Here is a 14,712-nt window from a genome sequence, read left to right on the forward strand (position 1 = left end):
CACGGCTTCAACCGGGCATACACCCTTGGAGGATGCCCAGAACCTAGGAGAATGACCAATGGCTGGTGAGATTCCGGATCTCTTCGCCACGGAACGGACGGGGACAGGCAAGGGGGCCGCTCGTCAAGCTCGTCGTGAGCATTTCGTTCCGGGCATCGTCTATGGCGGCGGCGCAGAGCCCCTGCCGATCAACCTGAAATACAACGAACTGCTCAAGCGCCTGAAGGCCGGCCGCTTCCTGTCCACGCTCTTCAACCTGAAGGTCGAGGGGCATGAGGATGTGCGGGTGATCTGCCGCGGCGTTCAGCGCGACGTGGTCAAGGATCTGCCGATCCATGTCGACCTGATGCGTCTGCGCCGCACCTCGCGGATCAACCTTTTCATCCCGGTCGAATTCGTGGGCCACGAGAAATCCCCGGGCCTGAAACGCGGCGGCGTGCTGACCGTTGTGCGTCCCGAGGTGGAACTGATGGTCACCGCGGGCGAGATCCCCGAGAAGCTGGTTGTGGACCTGTCGGGTCTGAACGTGGGCGATATCGTCCACATTTCGGACGTGGCCCTGCCCGAGGGCACGCGCCCCACGATCACCGACCGCGATTTCGTGATCGCGAACATCTCGGCACCGTCCGGCCTGCGCTCGGCCGATGGCGAAGCCGAGGAGGGCGAGGGCGAGGAAGGCTGACGCCTTCCCCCGTCATGGATCGGAGCGGGGCCCTGCGGGGCCCCGTTTTCGTTTCGGCCATCCGCGCGCCTAGAACCCGTGCGGCGTGTCGGGCGTAATCGTGCCCAGCAGGCCCGGCAGGCCGGTGCAGAACCGGTGCATCCGCAGCGCGGACTCGCTGCCCGCCTCCGTGCGCACGCCATCGGGCCACCAGACGGCCAGCAGGTCGGTCTGGCTGGCCGCGTCGATCACCGGGCGCAACTGCCGGGCCTCGAACTCCTCGACCCAACCGGCCTGCAACCACAATTGCTGACGCGCCCGCGACCAGGTGCCCGGCCCGTCCAGCCTGTCGAGCACGCGCCAATGCTGGGCGATCATGTCCCGCGCCCAGGCGACACAGAGAATCCCGGCCTTGAGCCGTGCGGTATCGGACAGGTCGGGGTCATCCGCCGGGGTAGCCAGGGGCGCAAGTTCGGCCAGCGTCGCTTCGGGGTCGAAGGGGACGTCGCCTGCCATCGCGGGCGTGCCCAGCATCAGGGCCGCGGCAAGAGCGCGGGGCGAAAGCCCGTCCCTGCCCCGCCGCAAAGCCCCGAACCACCGGAAAAGGAAATGCCACATGCGCGTCGCCTCGCTTTTCCACGAGACTAGGGGCGGTGGGGTTTCCAATTCCTTGTCCCGGCGCACGCGTGCAACGCGGCCCAAGGGCGCGCGCCCGATTCACAGGCATTTGCCGCAAAATTGCGCAGAAACGCGGCGGTTCTCAGGCCAGATGCTGCACCGACTCGAACAGTTCCAGCTCGGGCGGTTCGGTGTAAAGGTCGGACGGCCCCTTGGCCCCCTTGTGCGCGGCCCGGAACGCGTCGGATTTCGTCCAGGCGGAAAACGCGGCCTCGCTGTCCCAGAAGGTATGCGAGGCATAAAGGCGATAGCCGTCCTTTGCGGGGCCCTTCAGCAGATGGAAGGCGACGAAGCCCGGCACCGATTTCAGATGGCTGTCACGGCTCTTCCAGACCGTCTCGAACGCCTCTTCGCTGCCCGGTTTCACCTTGAAGCGGTTCATCGTCAGATACATTGCGCGTGCCTCCCGGTCTTGCCGCTCTGGAATCCGCGGCCAGTTCACGGCATCAAGGGCAAAGGTTCAAGCAGGGAGAGCGCGCATGCGCCTGTTCGTGGGGCTCGGCAATCCGGGCGCGAAATATGCAGGCAACCGGCACAATATCGGCTTCATGGCCGTGGACCGGATCGCCGCCGATCACGGGTTCGCGCCCTGGCGGGCCAAGTTCCTGGGCCAGATGGCCGAGGGGCGGCTGGGGAACGAAAAGGTCGTGCTGCTGAAGCCCGAGACCTACATGAACCGCTCGGGCGATTCGGTGCAGGCGGCGGTGCAGTTCTACAAGCTGACCCCGGCCGATCTGACCGTGTTCCATGACGAGCTTGACCTTGCGCCCGGCAAATGTCGGCTCAAGCAGGGCGGCGGGCATGCGGGGCATAACGGGCTGCGCTCGATCCAGGCCCATCTGGGGCCGGATTTCGAGAGGGTCCGGCTGGGCATCGGGCATCCGGGCCACAAGGACCGGGTTTCGGCCTATGTTCTCAGCGATTTCGCCAAGGCCGACCAGGACTGGCTGGATGACCTGATGCGCGGGATTTCCGAAGGCGCGGCGGCGCTGGCCGAGGGGGATGGCGCGCGGTTCCTGAACGCGGTCGCGCTGCGCACCGCCCCGCCGCGCAATGCGGGGCGCGAGGCCGAACAACAGCCCGCGCCGGTCAGGGCCGCAGAGCCCGCGCCCGAAGACGGCCGCTCGGCGTTGCAGAAACTGGTGGACCGCTTCAGATAGGAGAAGGACGATGGCGAACCAAAGGGCCGCTTCGGTCAACGTTCTGGGCGGGCCGCTGGCCCCCTGTTCATCGACACCGCTGACCGGGTTCTATCGCAACGGCTGCTGCGACACCGGCCCCGAGGACCGCGGCAGCCACACCGTCTGCGCGGTGATGACCGCCGAATTCCTGGCCTATTCCAAATATGTCGGCAACGACCTGTCGACCCCGCGCCCGGAATGGGGATTTCCGGGGCTGAAACCGGGCGATCGCTGGTGCCTGTGCGCGGGCCGTTTTCTTCAGGCCCATGACGAGGGCTGCGCGCCGCGGGTCGATCTGGCGGCCACGCATGGGGCGGCGCTGGAGATCGTGCCGCTGGACGTTCTGGAACGCCACGCCCTGCCCTGAGCCCGCGCCTTCAGTGCCCGCCCATGTCGAAGCCCAGATGGCGGGCGACGGTAAAGATGTCCTTGTCGCCGCGGCCGCACATGTTCATGCAGATGATGTGATCGGCGGGCAGGTCCGGGGCGATCCTGGCGACATGGGCCAGTGCGTGGCTGGGTTCCAGCGCGGGGATGATGCCTTCGGTCTCGCAACACAGTTGAAAGGCCGCCAGCGCCTCGGCATCGGTGATCGCGACATATTCGGCGCGGCCCGTCTCGTGCAGCCAAGCATGTTCCGGCCCGATGCCGGGATAGTCGAGCCCGGCCGAGATCGAATGGCCTTCGAGGATCTGGCCGTCCTCGTCCTGCAACAGATAGGTGCGGTTGCCATGCAGCACGCCCGGCCGCCCGCCGGTCAGGCTGGCGCAATGCTCCATGCGGTCGTCGACGCCATGCCCGCCCGCCTCGACCCCGATGATTCGCACCGAGCGGTCATCGAGGAAGGGATGGAACAGTCCCATCGCGTTCGAGCCCCCGCCGATGGCGGCGACCAGCGTATCGGGCAAGCGGCCCTCGGCCTCAAGCATCTGGGCCTTGGCTTCCTTGCCGATGATCGACTGGAAGTCGCGCACCATCGCCGGATAGGGATGCGGACCCGCCACCGTGCCGATGCAGTAGAAGGTGTCGCGCACATTGGTCACCCAGTCGCGCAGCGCGTCGTTCATCGCGTCCTTGAGCGTGCCCCGGCCGGAGGTGACGGGAACCACTTCCGCGCCCAGAAGGCGCATGCGGAAGACGTTGGGCGCCTGCCGCTGGACATCGGTTGCCCCCATATAGACCACGCATTTCAGCCCGAACTTGGCGCAAACCGTCGCGGTGGCGACGCCATGCTGGCCCGCGCCGGTCTCGGCGATGATCCGGGTCTTGCCCATGCGGCGGGCAAGGATGATCTGGCCCAGCACGTTGTTGATCTTGTGCGCGCCGGTATGGTTCAGCTCGTCGCGCTTCATGTAGACCTTGGCGCCGCCCAGCCGTTCGGTCAGCCGTTCCGCGAAATAAAGCGGGCTGGGCCGGCCGACATAATGCTTCCACAGGAACTCCATCTCGTCCCAGAAGCTCTGGTCGGTCTTGGCATGTTCGTATTGCGCCTGAAGTTCGAGGATCAGCGGCATCAGCGTTTCCGACACGAACCGCCCGCCAAAGATGCCGAACCGCCCCCTCTCGTCCGGGCCGGTCATGAAGGAATTGATCAGATCGTCGGCCATCTCGCGCGCTCCTCCTCGGTCGGGCCCTGTCTATCGCGTGTCCCCGACGCGGTAAAGCCAGCCCCTTGCCGGTCGCGCGGGGGCCGGGCCGTCACCGTTCGGTGCAGAAGATCCGGGTGAAGGCCCCGATACAGGTGGCACTATCGGTGTCACCCAGCCGGACCTCGGCGCGCGAGAACAGCACCTTGTCCTCATAGTCCAGCGCGATCAGCGAGCGGAGCAGTTGCGCGCATTGCGCCCGGCCCAGCTTGCAGGTGGCGAGCAGGATCGCCTCGACCGGATCGGTCGCCGCCTCGGGGTCGGCGGCGTCGATCCGCGCCAGAAGCTGCGCTTCGAGCGCGGCCTCGAAATCGGCCTCGGTGGGCTTGGTGAACGCCATGGCGAGCGCAACAAGCGCCAGCACTGCGATCAGTCCGACAAGTCCCTTCATTGCGCATCCTCCCCGCGCGCGGCCGCGATGAACCGCGAGATCAGCGTCGCATCCTTGACCCCCGGCGCGGATTCCACGCCCGAGGACACATCGACCTGCCGCGCCCCGGTCAGCCGGATCGCCTCGGCCACATTGTCGGGCGTCAGTCCGCCCGCCAGCATCCAGGGCACCGGCCAGCGCCGGTTCGCGATCAGCCGCCAGTCGAAGGACAACCCGTTGCCGCCGGGCAGCGCGGCCTCCCTCGGCGGCTTTGCATCCACCAGAAGCTGGTCGGCCACCCGGGCGTATTCGGTGAGGCAAGGCAGATCGCCCTCATCGGCCACGCCCACCGCCTTCATTACCGGCAGGCCGAATCGCGCGCGGATCTCGGCCACGCGGTCGGGGCTTTCATGGCCGTGCAGTTGCAGCATGTCGATCGGCACCCGATCCAGGATCGCCGCCAGCGCCGCGTCCTCGGCATCGACCGTCAGCGCCACCTTGGCGATCCCGGGCGGCACCTCGCGGGCCAATGCGCGCGCAGCCTCTGTCCCGAGATTGCGGGGCGATTTCGCGAAGAAGACGAAGCCCAGATAGGACGCGCCAGCAGCGACTGCGGCCGTCACGGCCGCTGGCTGCGTCACACCACAGATCTTGACCCTGACATCGGACGCCATGGCGTCGTCTAGCCGGTCTTGCCGTCCGTCTCAAGCAGCGCGAGGATCTCGTCGCGGCCTTCGGTCTTGTGCTTGTCGGCCTTGACCTTGTCGAGTTCGCGCTTGAGCTTGGCCGCCTCGCGGCGCTGACGGCTGGCCTGCGAGCGGTACTTGCTCTCGCGCAGCCACTCCCAGAAGAAGCCGAGCAGCACGCCGACCAGGATCCCGCCGAATCCGACGACATAAAGCGGCAGTTCGATCGACCAGGCGATCCCCGAAAAGCTGGCCAACTCGTCAGGCAGCAGGTTCAGCGTCACGTCCTGGCGGTTCGCCATGGCGACCACCACAAGGCAGATCGCAAGCAGCAGCAGAAAGAGATAGCGAATGGCGCGCATGGTCAGACCCGAATTACTTCCCGTTCAGGCGATCGCGTAGCAGCTTCCCGGTCTTGAAGAAAGGCACGTATTTCTCGGACACGTCCACCGACTCGCCGGTGCGCGGGTTGCGCCCGGTGCGCGCGTCGCGCTTCTTGACCGAGAACGCGCCGAAACCGCGAAGTTCCACCCGGTCGCCGCGCGCCATGGCGGCGATGATCTCCTCGAAAATGGAATTGACGATACGTTCGACGTCGCGCTGGTAGAGATGCGGGTTATCTTCGGCAATCTTCTGGATCAATTCAGATCGGATCATCGCACTGTCGTCCCTGTTCTGTGCCCTTCTGACCTGTTCGACCGGGGCTTGCGGACTATAGGCATGTTTTGCCCCGCGGAGAAACAGAAAGCCTTTGAAAACCGGGGAGGAAGCGGCGGAACGCCGCGTTGCACGAGCCCCTGGCCATCGGTTTCGCCTTCTTTCGCCGAACCGCCGCCCCGGCACCTGGCCATCTTGCGATCGCGCAGGATTTCATGATTCGCCGACATGCGGGCGGCCCCGCAGATCCCTGCGGGGCCGCTCTGGTCCGGCCGGGCCGGAGCCGTTTTACTTGCCCTCGCCCTTCAGCGCGGCACCAAGGATATCACCCAGCGAGGCACCCGAGTCCGAGCTGCCATACTGTTCGACGGCCTCTTTCTCCTCGGCGATCTCGCGGGCCTTGATCGACAGGCCCAGACGGCGCGACTTGGCGTCGATATTGGTGACGCGGACATCCACCTTGTCGCCGACCTGGAACCGCTCGGGGCGCTGTTCCGACCGGTCACGCGACAGATCCGAGCGGCGGATGAAGGACTTCATGCCCTCGTATTCCACCTCGACCCCGCCTTCCTCGATCATGGTCACGGTCACGGTGATGATCGAGCCGCGCTTGACGCCACCCACGGCCTCGGCGAACGGGTCGCCATCCAGCGCCTTGACCGAGAGCGAGATGCGCTCCTTCTCGATATCGACTTCGGTGACGACGGCCCTGACCATGTCGCCCTTGCGGTAGTCCTGGATCGCCTCTTCGCCGCGCTGGTCCCAGCTGAGATCGGAGAGGTGCACCATGCCGTCGATGTCGTGCTCGAGGCCGATGAACAGACCGAATTCGGTGATGTTCTTGACCTCGCCCTCGACCTCGGTGCCGACCGGATGGGTCTCGGCAAAGACTTCCCACGGGTTGCGCATGGTCTGCTTGAGACCCAGCGACACGCGGCGCTTGGCAGTGTCGATCTCCAGCACCATGACGTCGACTTCCTGGCTGGTCGAGACGATCTTGCCGGGATGGACGTTCTTCTTGGTCCAGGACATCTCCGAGACGTGGACCAGACCCTCGACGCCCGGTTCCAGTTCCACGAAGGCGCCGTAATCGGTGATGTTGGTCACGCGGCCCTTGTGGACCGAGCCCAGCGGGAACTTGGCCTCGACCGAATCCCACGGGTCGTCCTGAAGCTGCTTCATGCCCAGGCTGATGCGGTGGGTGTCCTTGTTGATCTTGATGACCTGGACCTTGACGGTCTCGCCGATCGACAGGATCTCGGACGGGTGGTTGACCCGACGCCAGGCCATGTCGGTGACGTGCAGCAGACCGTCCACACCGCCCAGATCGACGAAGGCGCCGTATTCGGTGATGTTCTTGACCACGCCGTCGATGGCATCGCCCTCGGTCAGCTTGCCGATGATCTCGGCGCGCTGCTCGGCGCGGGATTCTTCAAGGATCGCGCGGCGGCTGACAACGATGTTGCCGCGGCGGCGGTCCATCTTGAGGATCTGGAAGGGCTGCTTCAGCCCCATCAGCGGGCCTGCATCGCGCACCGGGCGCACATCGACCTGACTTCCCGGCAGGAAGGCCACGGCACCGCCCAGATCGACCGTGAAGCCGCCCTTGACCCGACCGAAGATCGCGCCGTCGACGCGGGCATCCTCGGCATAGGCTTTCTCCAGCCGGTCCCACGCCTCTTCGCGGCGGGCCTTGTCTCGGCTGATGACGGCCTCGCCACGGGCATTCTCGACCCGGTCGAGATAGACCTCGACCTCATCGCCCACGGCGATGTCCGGGGCCTCGCCCGGATTGGTGAATTCCTTCAGATCGACGCGGCCTTCCATCTTGTAGCCGACATCGATGATGGCCTGGCCCGCCTCGATGGCGATGACCTTGCCCCGAACCACGCTGCCCTCGGCGGGCGTGTCGATCTCGAAGCTTTCGTTCAGGAGGGCTTCGAAATCCTCCATGGATGCTTTGGTAGCCATACGGTTCAAGTTGTCCTTCTGGTGTTTTCCGGCCGTGCGGTTGTCTCCGCCGGTCTTTCAGGAGTTTTCCGTCGTCTCTACGAAGCCGCCGCGAACCAGAAACGACAAAGGGTCGGTGGTGTCCCGACCCTGCTCCTGATCCCGCGGCTCTTCGTCCGTCTCGACGCGCGCTTCTATAGAGGCTTGCGCGCCGCGAGGCAAGAGCCAAGGCAAGACGGCCTCAGCCCGCGCGCCGTCTCTCGATCTCGGCCAGCGCCGCCGTGACCGCCTGGCCAATGGTAAGCTCCGATGTGTCGAGCACCACCGCGTCCGGGGCAGGCTTCAGCGGCGCTGCGGCACGCGCGCTGTCACGGGCGTCACGCTCGCGCATCTCGGCCAGCACCTCGTCGAGGCAGGTCTCCACCCCGGCCTCGACCAGTTCCCGGTACCGCCGGTCGGCCCGCACCAGATCGCTTGCCGTCACGAACAGCTTCACCGCCGCGTCCGGGCAGATCACCGTGCCGATATCGCGCCCGTCCAGCACCGCCCCCCCCGCGCGTGCCGCGAAGCTGCGCTGGAACGCGACCAGCGCCGCGCGCACCTCGGGGATCGCGGCAACCCGGCTGGCGGCCTGGGCCACGTCCGGACGACGCAGATCCGGACGATCCAGATCCCCGGCCGTCAGGCTGCGTGCCGCCGCCACCGGGTCAAGCCCGTCCAACACCCGCGCGCCCACCGCCCGATACAGAAGCCCGGTATCGAGATGCGCGAAGCCGAAATGCGCGGCGACCGCCCGGCTGATCGTGCCCTTGCCCGCCGCCGCCGGCCCGTCGATGGCAACCGTGAACTTCATGCCTCGGCCCGCGCGAACCGGGCGCCCAGCCCTTCCATGAGCGGTTCGAAGACAGGGAAGGACGTGGCGATCGGTGTGCAATCGTCCACCGTCACCGGATGCTGCGCCGCCATGCCCGCGCAGAGGAACGACATCGCGATCCGGTGGTCCAGATGCGTGGCGCAGGTCGCGCCCCCCGGCAACCCGCCCGGCCCCCTGCCGGTCACCGCCATCCAGTCCGCCCCTTCCTCGACCATGGCACCGCAGGCCCGCAACCCCGCCGCCATCGCCGCGATCCGGTCGCTTTCCTTGACCCGCAATTCCCCGATCCCCGGCATAAGCGTGACGCCTTCGGCAAAGGCCGCGACCACGGCCAGGATCGGGTATTCGTCGATCATGCTGGGTGCCCGCTCGGGCGGCACCTCGATGCCCTTCATCGCGGGCGAAAACCGGGCGCGCAGATCGGCGACCGGCTCGCCGCCCTCCTCGCGCGGGTTCTCGTAGCTCAGATCGGCCCCCATCTCGATCAGCGTCGTGAACAGCCCCGCCCGCGTCGGGTTCAGCCCGATCCCCGGCACCAGCACGTCCGAGCCCTCGACGATCAGCGCCGCACAGACCGGAAAGGCCGCGGAACTGGGATCGCGCGGAACCGCAATCGTCTGGGGCCGCAATTCCGGCTGGCCCGTCAGCACGATGACCCGGCCCTCGCCCGTCTGCTCGACATGCACCGCCGCTCCAAAGCCCGCCAGCATCCGCTCGGTATGGTCCCGCGTCGCCTCCCGCTCGATCACCACCGTCTCGCCCGGCGCGTTCAGCCCCGCCAGCAACACCGCCGATTTCACCTGTGCAGAGGGCACCGGCACCGCATAGCGCACCGGCACCGGCTCGGCCGCACCCACCACCGTCATCGGCAGCCGCCCGCCCGCGCGCCCATAGGCCGCCGCCCCGAACAGCGCCAGCGGCTCGGTCACCCGCCCCATCGGCCGCGCCCGCAACGAGGCATCGCCGGTAAAGGTCGCCGTGATCGGCGAGCTCGCCATCGCCCCCATGATCAGCCGCACGCCGGTTCCCGAATTGCCGCAATCGATCACGTCGGCGGGTTCCGCGAACCCGCCCACGCCGACCCCGTTCACCACCCATTCGCCCGGGCCCAGATGCGCCACATCGGCCCCGAAGGCCCGCATCGCGCGCGCGGTGTCCAGCACATCCTGCCCTTCCAGCAGCCCCGTGATCCGGGTCTCGCCCACGCTCAGCGCGCCCAGGATCAGCGCCCGATGGCTGATCGACTTGTCGCCGGGCACCTCGGCCACACCGCTCAGCGGGTCGGCCCGGCGGGCACTCATCGGGATCGGGTCGCCATGGGCGGACATGCTGGGGCTCCTCGTGGCGGATCGCGCCCGGCCGGATTAGCGAAAGCGGCGCGGCCCGTCCAGCAGCCCGAGACGCGTCCCTGCTTCTTCTTGGTCCAAATACCCAATTCCGACGCCCGCCCCCCGGCGCACCGCCCGGGTCAATGCCTCAGCGGCGGCGGAAGGTCAGGTAATGAGGCACCCGCCCCTCGCGCAGCGCCTTCTGCTCGTAGCGGGTCGACAGCCAGTCGCCCCAGGGCAGCCGCCAGTCGCCCGGCCCCTCGGCCAGCCAGTCGAACCCGGCCTTCGGCACCTCGATCAGGGTCTGGCGAACGTAATCGGGAATGTCGGTCGCCACCCGCAACTCCGCGCCCGGCCGCATCACCCGCGCCAGCGGCTCCAGGAAATCCGGCGTCACGAAGCGGCGGCGATGGTGACGCTTCTTGGGCCATGGATCGGGATAAAGCAGGAAGGCGCGCGCGATGCTGGCCCCCGGCAGCACGTCGAACAGGTCGCGCACATCGCCCGGATGGACGGCGACATTCTCGACACCGGCTGCACGGATCTTGCCCAGCAGCATCGCCACGCCATTGATGAAGGGCTCGCAGCCGATGATGCCCACCCCCGGGTTCCGCCCGGCCTGGTGAACCATGTGCTCGCCCCCACCAAAGCCGATCTCCAGCCAGACCTCGCGCCCGCCGAAGAGCGATGCCAGGTCCAGCGGGTGCCGCTCGGGGTTGACGTCCCAGCCGACCGGACCGGGCGACAGCGCGGCAAGATCGGAATCGAGATAGTCCCGGTGCCGCTCGCGCAGGGTCTTGCCATGCCGGCGGCCATAGAAATTGCGCCATTCCCGGCGCGGCAGATCGGTTTCGGAAGGCGGCTCGCTCATCCGTCGCGCCCTAATCCGCGGGGCCCCGCGCGTCAAGGGCGCCGTCCCCGCCGGAACGCGAAGGGGGCGCGCGCCGCAAGGCGCGCGCCCCCCCGGGCGACGGGCGTCAGCCCGGCGCAATCCCTGAAAAGGCGGCCCTCAGACCGCGGCCTTCAGTTCCGCCGCCAGATCGACCCGCTCCCAGCTGAACCCGCCATCGGCCTCGGGCGCGCGCCCGAAATGGCCATAGGCCGCGGTGCGGGCATAGATCGGCCGGTTCAGCACCAGATGCTCGCGGATGCCGCGCGGGGTCAGGTCCATCACCTGCGCCACCGCCCGCTCGATCACCTCGTCGGGCACCTCGCCGGTGCCGTAGGTGTCGATATAGATCGAGAGCGGCTTGGCCACGCCGATCGCGTAGGACAGTTGCAGGCAGCATTTCTTCGCCAGCCCCGCCGCGACCACGTTCTTGGCCAGGTAGCGCGCCGCATAGGCCGCCGAGCGGTCCACCTTGGTCGGATCCTTGCCCGAGAAGGCGCCGCCGCCATGGGGCGCCGCGCCGCCATAGGTGTCGACGATGATCTTGCGCCCGGTCAGGCCCGCGTCCCCGTCCGGCCCGCCGATCACGAAGGTGCCCGTGGGGTTCACATGCCACTCGGTCTTGTCGTGGATCCAGCCCTCGGGCAGCACCTCGCGGATATAGGGTTCCACGATCTGGCGGATGTCGTCCGAGGTCTGGCTCTCGCATTCGTGCTGGGTCGACAGCACGATCGAATCGACCGCCACCGGCTTGCCGCCCTCGTAACGCACGGTCAGCTGCGACTTGGCGTCGGGGCGCAGGGTCGGCTCGGCGCCGGATTTCCGCACCTCGGCCAGGCGGCGCAGGATCGCGTGCGAATACTGGATCGGCGCGGGCATCAGTTCGGGCGTCTCGTCGGTCGCGTAGCCGAACATGATGCCCTGGTCCCCCGCCCCGTCGCGGTCGACGCCCTGGGCGATATGGGCCGACTGTTCGTGCAGGAAGTTCAGCACATGGCAGGTGTTCCAGTGGAACTTCTCCTGCTCGTAGCCGATGTCGCGGATGCAGTCGCGCGCGATCTCGCCGATACGGCCCATGTAGTTCCTGAGGCGCTCGCGGTCCGAAAGCCCCACCTCGCCGCCGATCACCACCATGCCGGTCGTGGCGAAGGTTTCGCAGGCGACGCGGGCGTTCGCCTCCTCGGCGAGGAAGGCGTCGAGAACGGCATCGGAAATCCGGTCGCAGACCTTGTCGGGATGCCCCTCCGAAACGGATTCGGAGGTGAAAAGGTAGTTCTGGCGGCTCATCTGGAAGTGCTCCGTTGGGACAATCTCCGCCACGCCAGGAAGCCGTTGTGGCGGTCCGAGGTCCCGCTTACGCCGCGGCCCTGGCGGAATCAATGGCTATTTCCGGCGCGGGGTCAGTACAAGGGCCGCAAGCGCGGCCACCAGCACCAGCAGAACCGGCCAGTCGCCGACGCGGATATAAGGCGTGGGCGGCAGCGCGGGGGGCAGCGGGGCGGTCACCTGGCCCGCGACGTTCAGCGGCAGGCTGTGGGTGATCCGCCCGCGCGCGTCGATCACCGCCGAGACCCCGGTATTGGCCGCGCGCAGCAGCGGCAGCCCCTGCTCGACCGCGCGCAGGCGGGCAAGGGCCAGGTGCTGATAGGGGCCGGTCCAGTCGCCGAACCACGCGTCATTGGTCAGCTGGGCGATCCAGCGCGGCCGGACCGGCACGCGCAGATCCTGGGGAAACACCGCCTCGTAGCAGATCAGCGGCAGCGCGGCGCCAAGCCGCGGCCCCAGATCCAGCACGACCGGCCCCGGCCCCGCGGCATAGCCCCAGACATCCTGCGCCGCGAGGCCGCGGATGCCGAACCGGCCCAGCACCTCGCCGAAGGGGATGTATTCGCCGAAGGGGACCAGGTGGTGCTTGTCATAGACATGGCTCACCCCGCCGCCGGGTCGGATCACCGCAAGGCTGTTGAAGACCTCCGACCCCTCGCTGCGCTGGATGCCCAGCATGACCGGCACGCCGTCAGACACTTCGGCGATCAGCGCAAGCGCGCCACCCGCCTGTTCCAGCATCCAGGGCACCGCGGTTTCGGGCCAGAGGATCAGGTCGGGCGGCGGGTCCGAGGGGGCGGCGGTCAGGTCAAGCAGCCGCTCCCAGAACAGGCGCTGCATGTCGGGCCGCCATTTCAGGTGTTGCGCCGCATTGGGCTGGACCAGCCGGATCTGCGGCGGATCGGGGTCGGCCGGCATCGGCGCGTCGAGCCGCAGCGCGCCCCAGAACCCCGCCCCCGTGACCATCAGCGCCGCCAGCGCCGCCCCCGCCGCCCGGCCGGGGCCAAGGGGCAGCAGGAGCGGCAGCGCCACAACCAGCGTGGTGAACAGCGTCAGCCCGTATTGGCCGACCAGCGCGGCCAATTGCATCTGCGGCGTGCCGATCCAGACATGCCCCGGCAGCGCCCAGGGAAAGCCGGTCAGGACATATCCGCGCGCCAGTTCCATCGCCGCCAGCGCCAGAGCGAAGCCCAGCGCCCTGCGGCGCGGCCCCTGCCCGGCCCAGCCCGCGAAGGCCCCCGCCGCGCCCCAGAACAGCGCCAGCCCCCCCGCCATGCCGATCATCGCGAAGGGGGCCATCCAGCCATGGGCGCGAAGGTCGATCAGGAAGGGTTCGACGATCCACGAGAGCGCCAGCGCGAAATGCCCCACGCCCCCGGCCCAGGCGACCAGCGCCGCCTGTCGCGGCCCCGGCGCGCGGGCCACCAGCCAGGTCAGCCCGGCCAGAGCAGCCAGCGCGACAGGCCAAAGCCCGAAGGGCGCCTGGCCCAGCGCGGCGACCAGCCCCAGCCCGAGGGCGGCGACCGGCGCGCGGCGCAGCGCCTCGACGATCCGGGGACGGGTCGCGGACATTCCCTCAGCCGGTGCCCGCCAGCGGCAGCCGCACCCGCAGCCGCTTGATCCGGCGCGGGTCGGCGTCGACCACCTCGAACTCTGCCCCGCTTTCATGCCGGATCACCTCGCCGCGCGTGGGCACCCGGCCGATCAGCATGAAGACCAGCCCGCCCAGCGTGTCGACTTCTTCCTCGTCCCCGCCCTCGACCAGCCTCAGGCCGACCTCGGCCTCGAACTCGTCCAGCGGCGCACGCGCCTGGGCCAGATAGACGCCCGGCTTTTCGACCGTCCACAGCGCGGCCTCTTCGGTGTCGTGCTCGTCCTCGATCTCGCCCACGACCTGTTCGATCAGATCCTCGATCGTCACCAGCCCGTCGACCCCGCCATATTCGTCGATCACCAGCGCCATGTGCATGCGCTGGGTCTGCATCTTCTGCATAAGCACCCCGATCGGCATCGAGGGCGGGGCATATAGCAGCGGCCGGATCATGTCCTTCAGCGCGAAATCCGTGCCCTTGCCGTTGAAGCCGTAGCGCAGGGCGAAATCCTTGAGATGGATCATCCCCACCGGCGAATCGAGCGTGCCGTCATAGACCGGCAGCCGGGTCATGCCCGTCTCGCGGAACACCCGCACCAGATCGTCGCGCGAGATGTCCAGCGGCACCGCCTCGATCTCGGCCTTGGGTATGGCCACATCCTCGACCCGCAGGCGGCTGAGATTGCCGATGCCCAACGGCACCTGCGGCCGCGCCGCGGTGCCGTTCCCTCCCTGTTCGTCCGAATCATCCCCGGCGGCTGGCCTGATCGCCGCCACAAGCCGACCCAGAATGCCCCGGCTTTCCAGATTGTCCGTCTCCAGCGCGCCTTGCGCAGCGCTAGACGACCCGTCCGTCTCGTCGCCCATCAATCCTT

At 68.0% G+C, this 14,712-nt stretch carries 17 protein-coding genes and 1 riboswitch; of the genes, 3 read left to right on the forward strand and 14 right to left on the reverse strand.

Features of this window, described 5'->3' with window-relative positions; translation table 11 throughout:
• The first annotated feature begins 58 nt into the window (after positions 1-58).
• Positions 59-682 (forward strand): 50S ribosomal protein L25/general stress protein Ctc, encoded by a 624-nt coding sequence (locus EV216_RS15470; RefSeq protein WP_132696434.1) that lies wholly within the window; start codon positions 59-61, stop codon positions 680-682.
• A 69-nt stretch (positions 683-751) separates the two neighbouring features.
• Here the strand turns inward: EV216_RS15470 and EV216_RS15475 are convergent, their stop codons facing one another.
• Together EV216_RS15475 and hmuQ are read right to left on the reverse strand one after the other, a co-directional pair.
• Complete coding sequence (locus tag EV216_RS15475) at positions 752-1,195, reverse strand: hypothetical protein (RefSeq protein WP_132696435.1); 444 nt, start codon at positions 1,193-1,195, stop codon at positions 752-754.
• Between the two features lie 226 nt (positions 1,196-1,421).
• Positions 1,422-1,733, reverse strand: coding sequence for a heme-degrading protein HmuQ (gene hmuQ / locus EV216_RS15480; protein ID WP_132696436.1), 312 nt, complete (start codon positions 1,731-1,733; stop codon positions 1,422-1,424).
• An 85-nt stretch (positions 1,734-1,818) separates the two neighbouring features.
• On the opposite strand from hmuQ, the gene pth reads away from it, so the two are divergent.
• Both pth and EV216_RS15490 read left to right on the forward strand, forming a co-directional pair.
• Positions 1,819-2,499 (forward strand): aminoacyl-tRNA hydrolase, encoded by a 681-nt coding sequence (pth, locus tag EV216_RS15485; RefSeq protein ID WP_132696437.1) that lies wholly within the window; start codon positions 1,819-1,821, stop codon positions 2,497-2,499.
• Between the two features lie 10 nt (positions 2,500-2,509).
• Positions 2,510-2,887, forward strand: coding sequence for a DUF2237 family protein (locus EV216_RS15490; protein ID WP_132696438.1), 378 nt, complete (start codon positions 2,510-2,512; stop codon positions 2,885-2,887).
• A 10-nt stretch (positions 2,888-2,897) separates the two neighbouring features.
• On the opposite strand, the gene trpB is transcribed toward EV216_RS15490, so the two are convergent.
• From trpB to EV216_RS15550, 12 genes are all read right to left on the reverse strand, one after another.
• On the reverse strand, positions 2,898-4,127 hold the full coding sequence (trpB, locus tag EV216_RS15495; protein ID WP_132696439.1) for a tryptophan synthase subunit beta: 1,230 nt from the start codon (positions 4,125-4,127) through the stop codon (positions 2,898-2,900).
• Positions 4,128-4,218: 91 nt separating this feature from the next.
• Positions 4,219-4,557: a hypothetical protein gene (locus EV216_RS15500; protein WP_132696440.1), complete on the reverse strand. Its 339-nt coding sequence runs from the start codon at positions 4,555-4,557 to the stop codon at positions 4,219-4,221.
• Positions 4,554-5,210 (reverse strand): phosphoribosylanthranilate isomerase, encoded by a 657-nt coding sequence (locus EV216_RS15505; protein WP_132696441.1) that lies wholly within the window; start codon positions 5,208-5,210, stop codon positions 4,554-4,556. The genes EV216_RS15500 and EV216_RS15505 overlap by 4 nt, the downstream gene beginning before the upstream one ends.
• An 8-nt stretch (positions 5,211-5,218) precedes the next feature.
• Positions 5,219-5,584, reverse strand: coding sequence for a LapA family protein (locus EV216_RS15510; RefSeq protein ID WP_132696442.1), 366 nt, complete (start codon positions 5,582-5,584; stop codon positions 5,219-5,221).
• Between the two features lie 13 nt (positions 5,585-5,597).
• Positions 5,598-5,879: an integration host factor subunit beta gene (gene ihfB, locus EV216_RS15515; RefSeq protein WP_132696443.1), complete on the reverse strand. Its 282-nt coding sequence runs from the start codon at positions 5,877-5,879 to the stop codon at positions 5,598-5,600.
• Between the two features lie 288 nt (positions 5,880-6,167).
• The gene (gene rpsA, locus EV216_RS15520; RefSeq protein WP_132696444.1) at positions 6,168-7,850 is read right to left on the reverse strand and encodes a 30S ribosomal protein S1; all 1,683 of its coding nucleotides are present in this window, start codon (positions 7,848-7,850) and stop codon (positions 6,168-6,170) included.
• Between the two features lie 220 nt (positions 7,851-8,070).
• Complete coding sequence (locus tag EV216_RS15525) at positions 8,071-8,682, reverse strand: (d)CMP kinase (protein ID WP_132696445.1); 612 nt, start codon at positions 8,680-8,682, stop codon at positions 8,071-8,073.
• Positions 8,679-10,031: a 3-phosphoshikimate 1-carboxyvinyltransferase gene (gene aroA / locus EV216_RS15530; protein ID WP_132696446.1), complete on the reverse strand. Its 1,353-nt coding sequence runs from the start codon at positions 10,029-10,031 to the stop codon at positions 8,679-8,681. Before aroA ends, EV216_RS15525 begins: the two co-directional genes overlap by 4 nt.
• 148 nt (positions 10,032-10,179) lie before the next feature.
• Positions 10,180-10,902: a tRNA (guanine(46)-N(7))-methyltransferase TrmB gene (gene trmB / locus EV216_RS15535; RefSeq protein ID WP_132696447.1), complete on the reverse strand. Its 723-nt coding sequence runs from the start codon at positions 10,900-10,902 to the stop codon at positions 10,180-10,182.
• A 138-nt stretch (positions 10,903-11,040) separates the two neighbouring features.
• Positions 11,041-12,207 carry a methionine adenosyltransferase gene (gene metK, locus EV216_RS15540; RefSeq protein ID WP_132696448.1) on the reverse strand — a complete coding sequence of 389 codons (1,167 nt, stop codon included), beginning with the start codon at positions 12,205-12,207 and terminating at the stop codon, positions 11,041-11,043.
• Between the two features lie 7 nt (positions 12,208-12,214).
• Positions 12,215-12,264, reverse strand: a riboswitch (SAM-SAH riboswitch).
• Positions 12,265-12,303: 39 nt separating this feature from the next.
• On the reverse strand, positions 12,304-13,818 hold the full coding sequence (lnt, locus tag EV216_RS15545; protein ID WP_132696449.1) for an apolipoprotein N-acyltransferase: 1,515 nt from the start codon (positions 13,816-13,818) through the stop codon (positions 12,304-12,306).
• A gap of 4 nt (positions 13,819-13,822) precedes the next feature.
• On the reverse strand, positions 13,823-14,704 hold the full coding sequence (locus tag EV216_RS15550; protein WP_132696450.1) for a hemolysin family protein: 882 nt from the start codon (positions 14,702-14,704) through the stop codon (positions 13,823-13,825).
• Positions 14,705-14,712 lie beyond the last annotated feature (8 nt).

This window comes from Rhodovulum steppense (assembly GCF_004339675.1).
GTDB lineage: Bacteria > Pseudomonadota > Alphaproteobacteria > Rhodobacterales > Rhodobacteraceae > Rhodovulum > Rhodovulum steppense.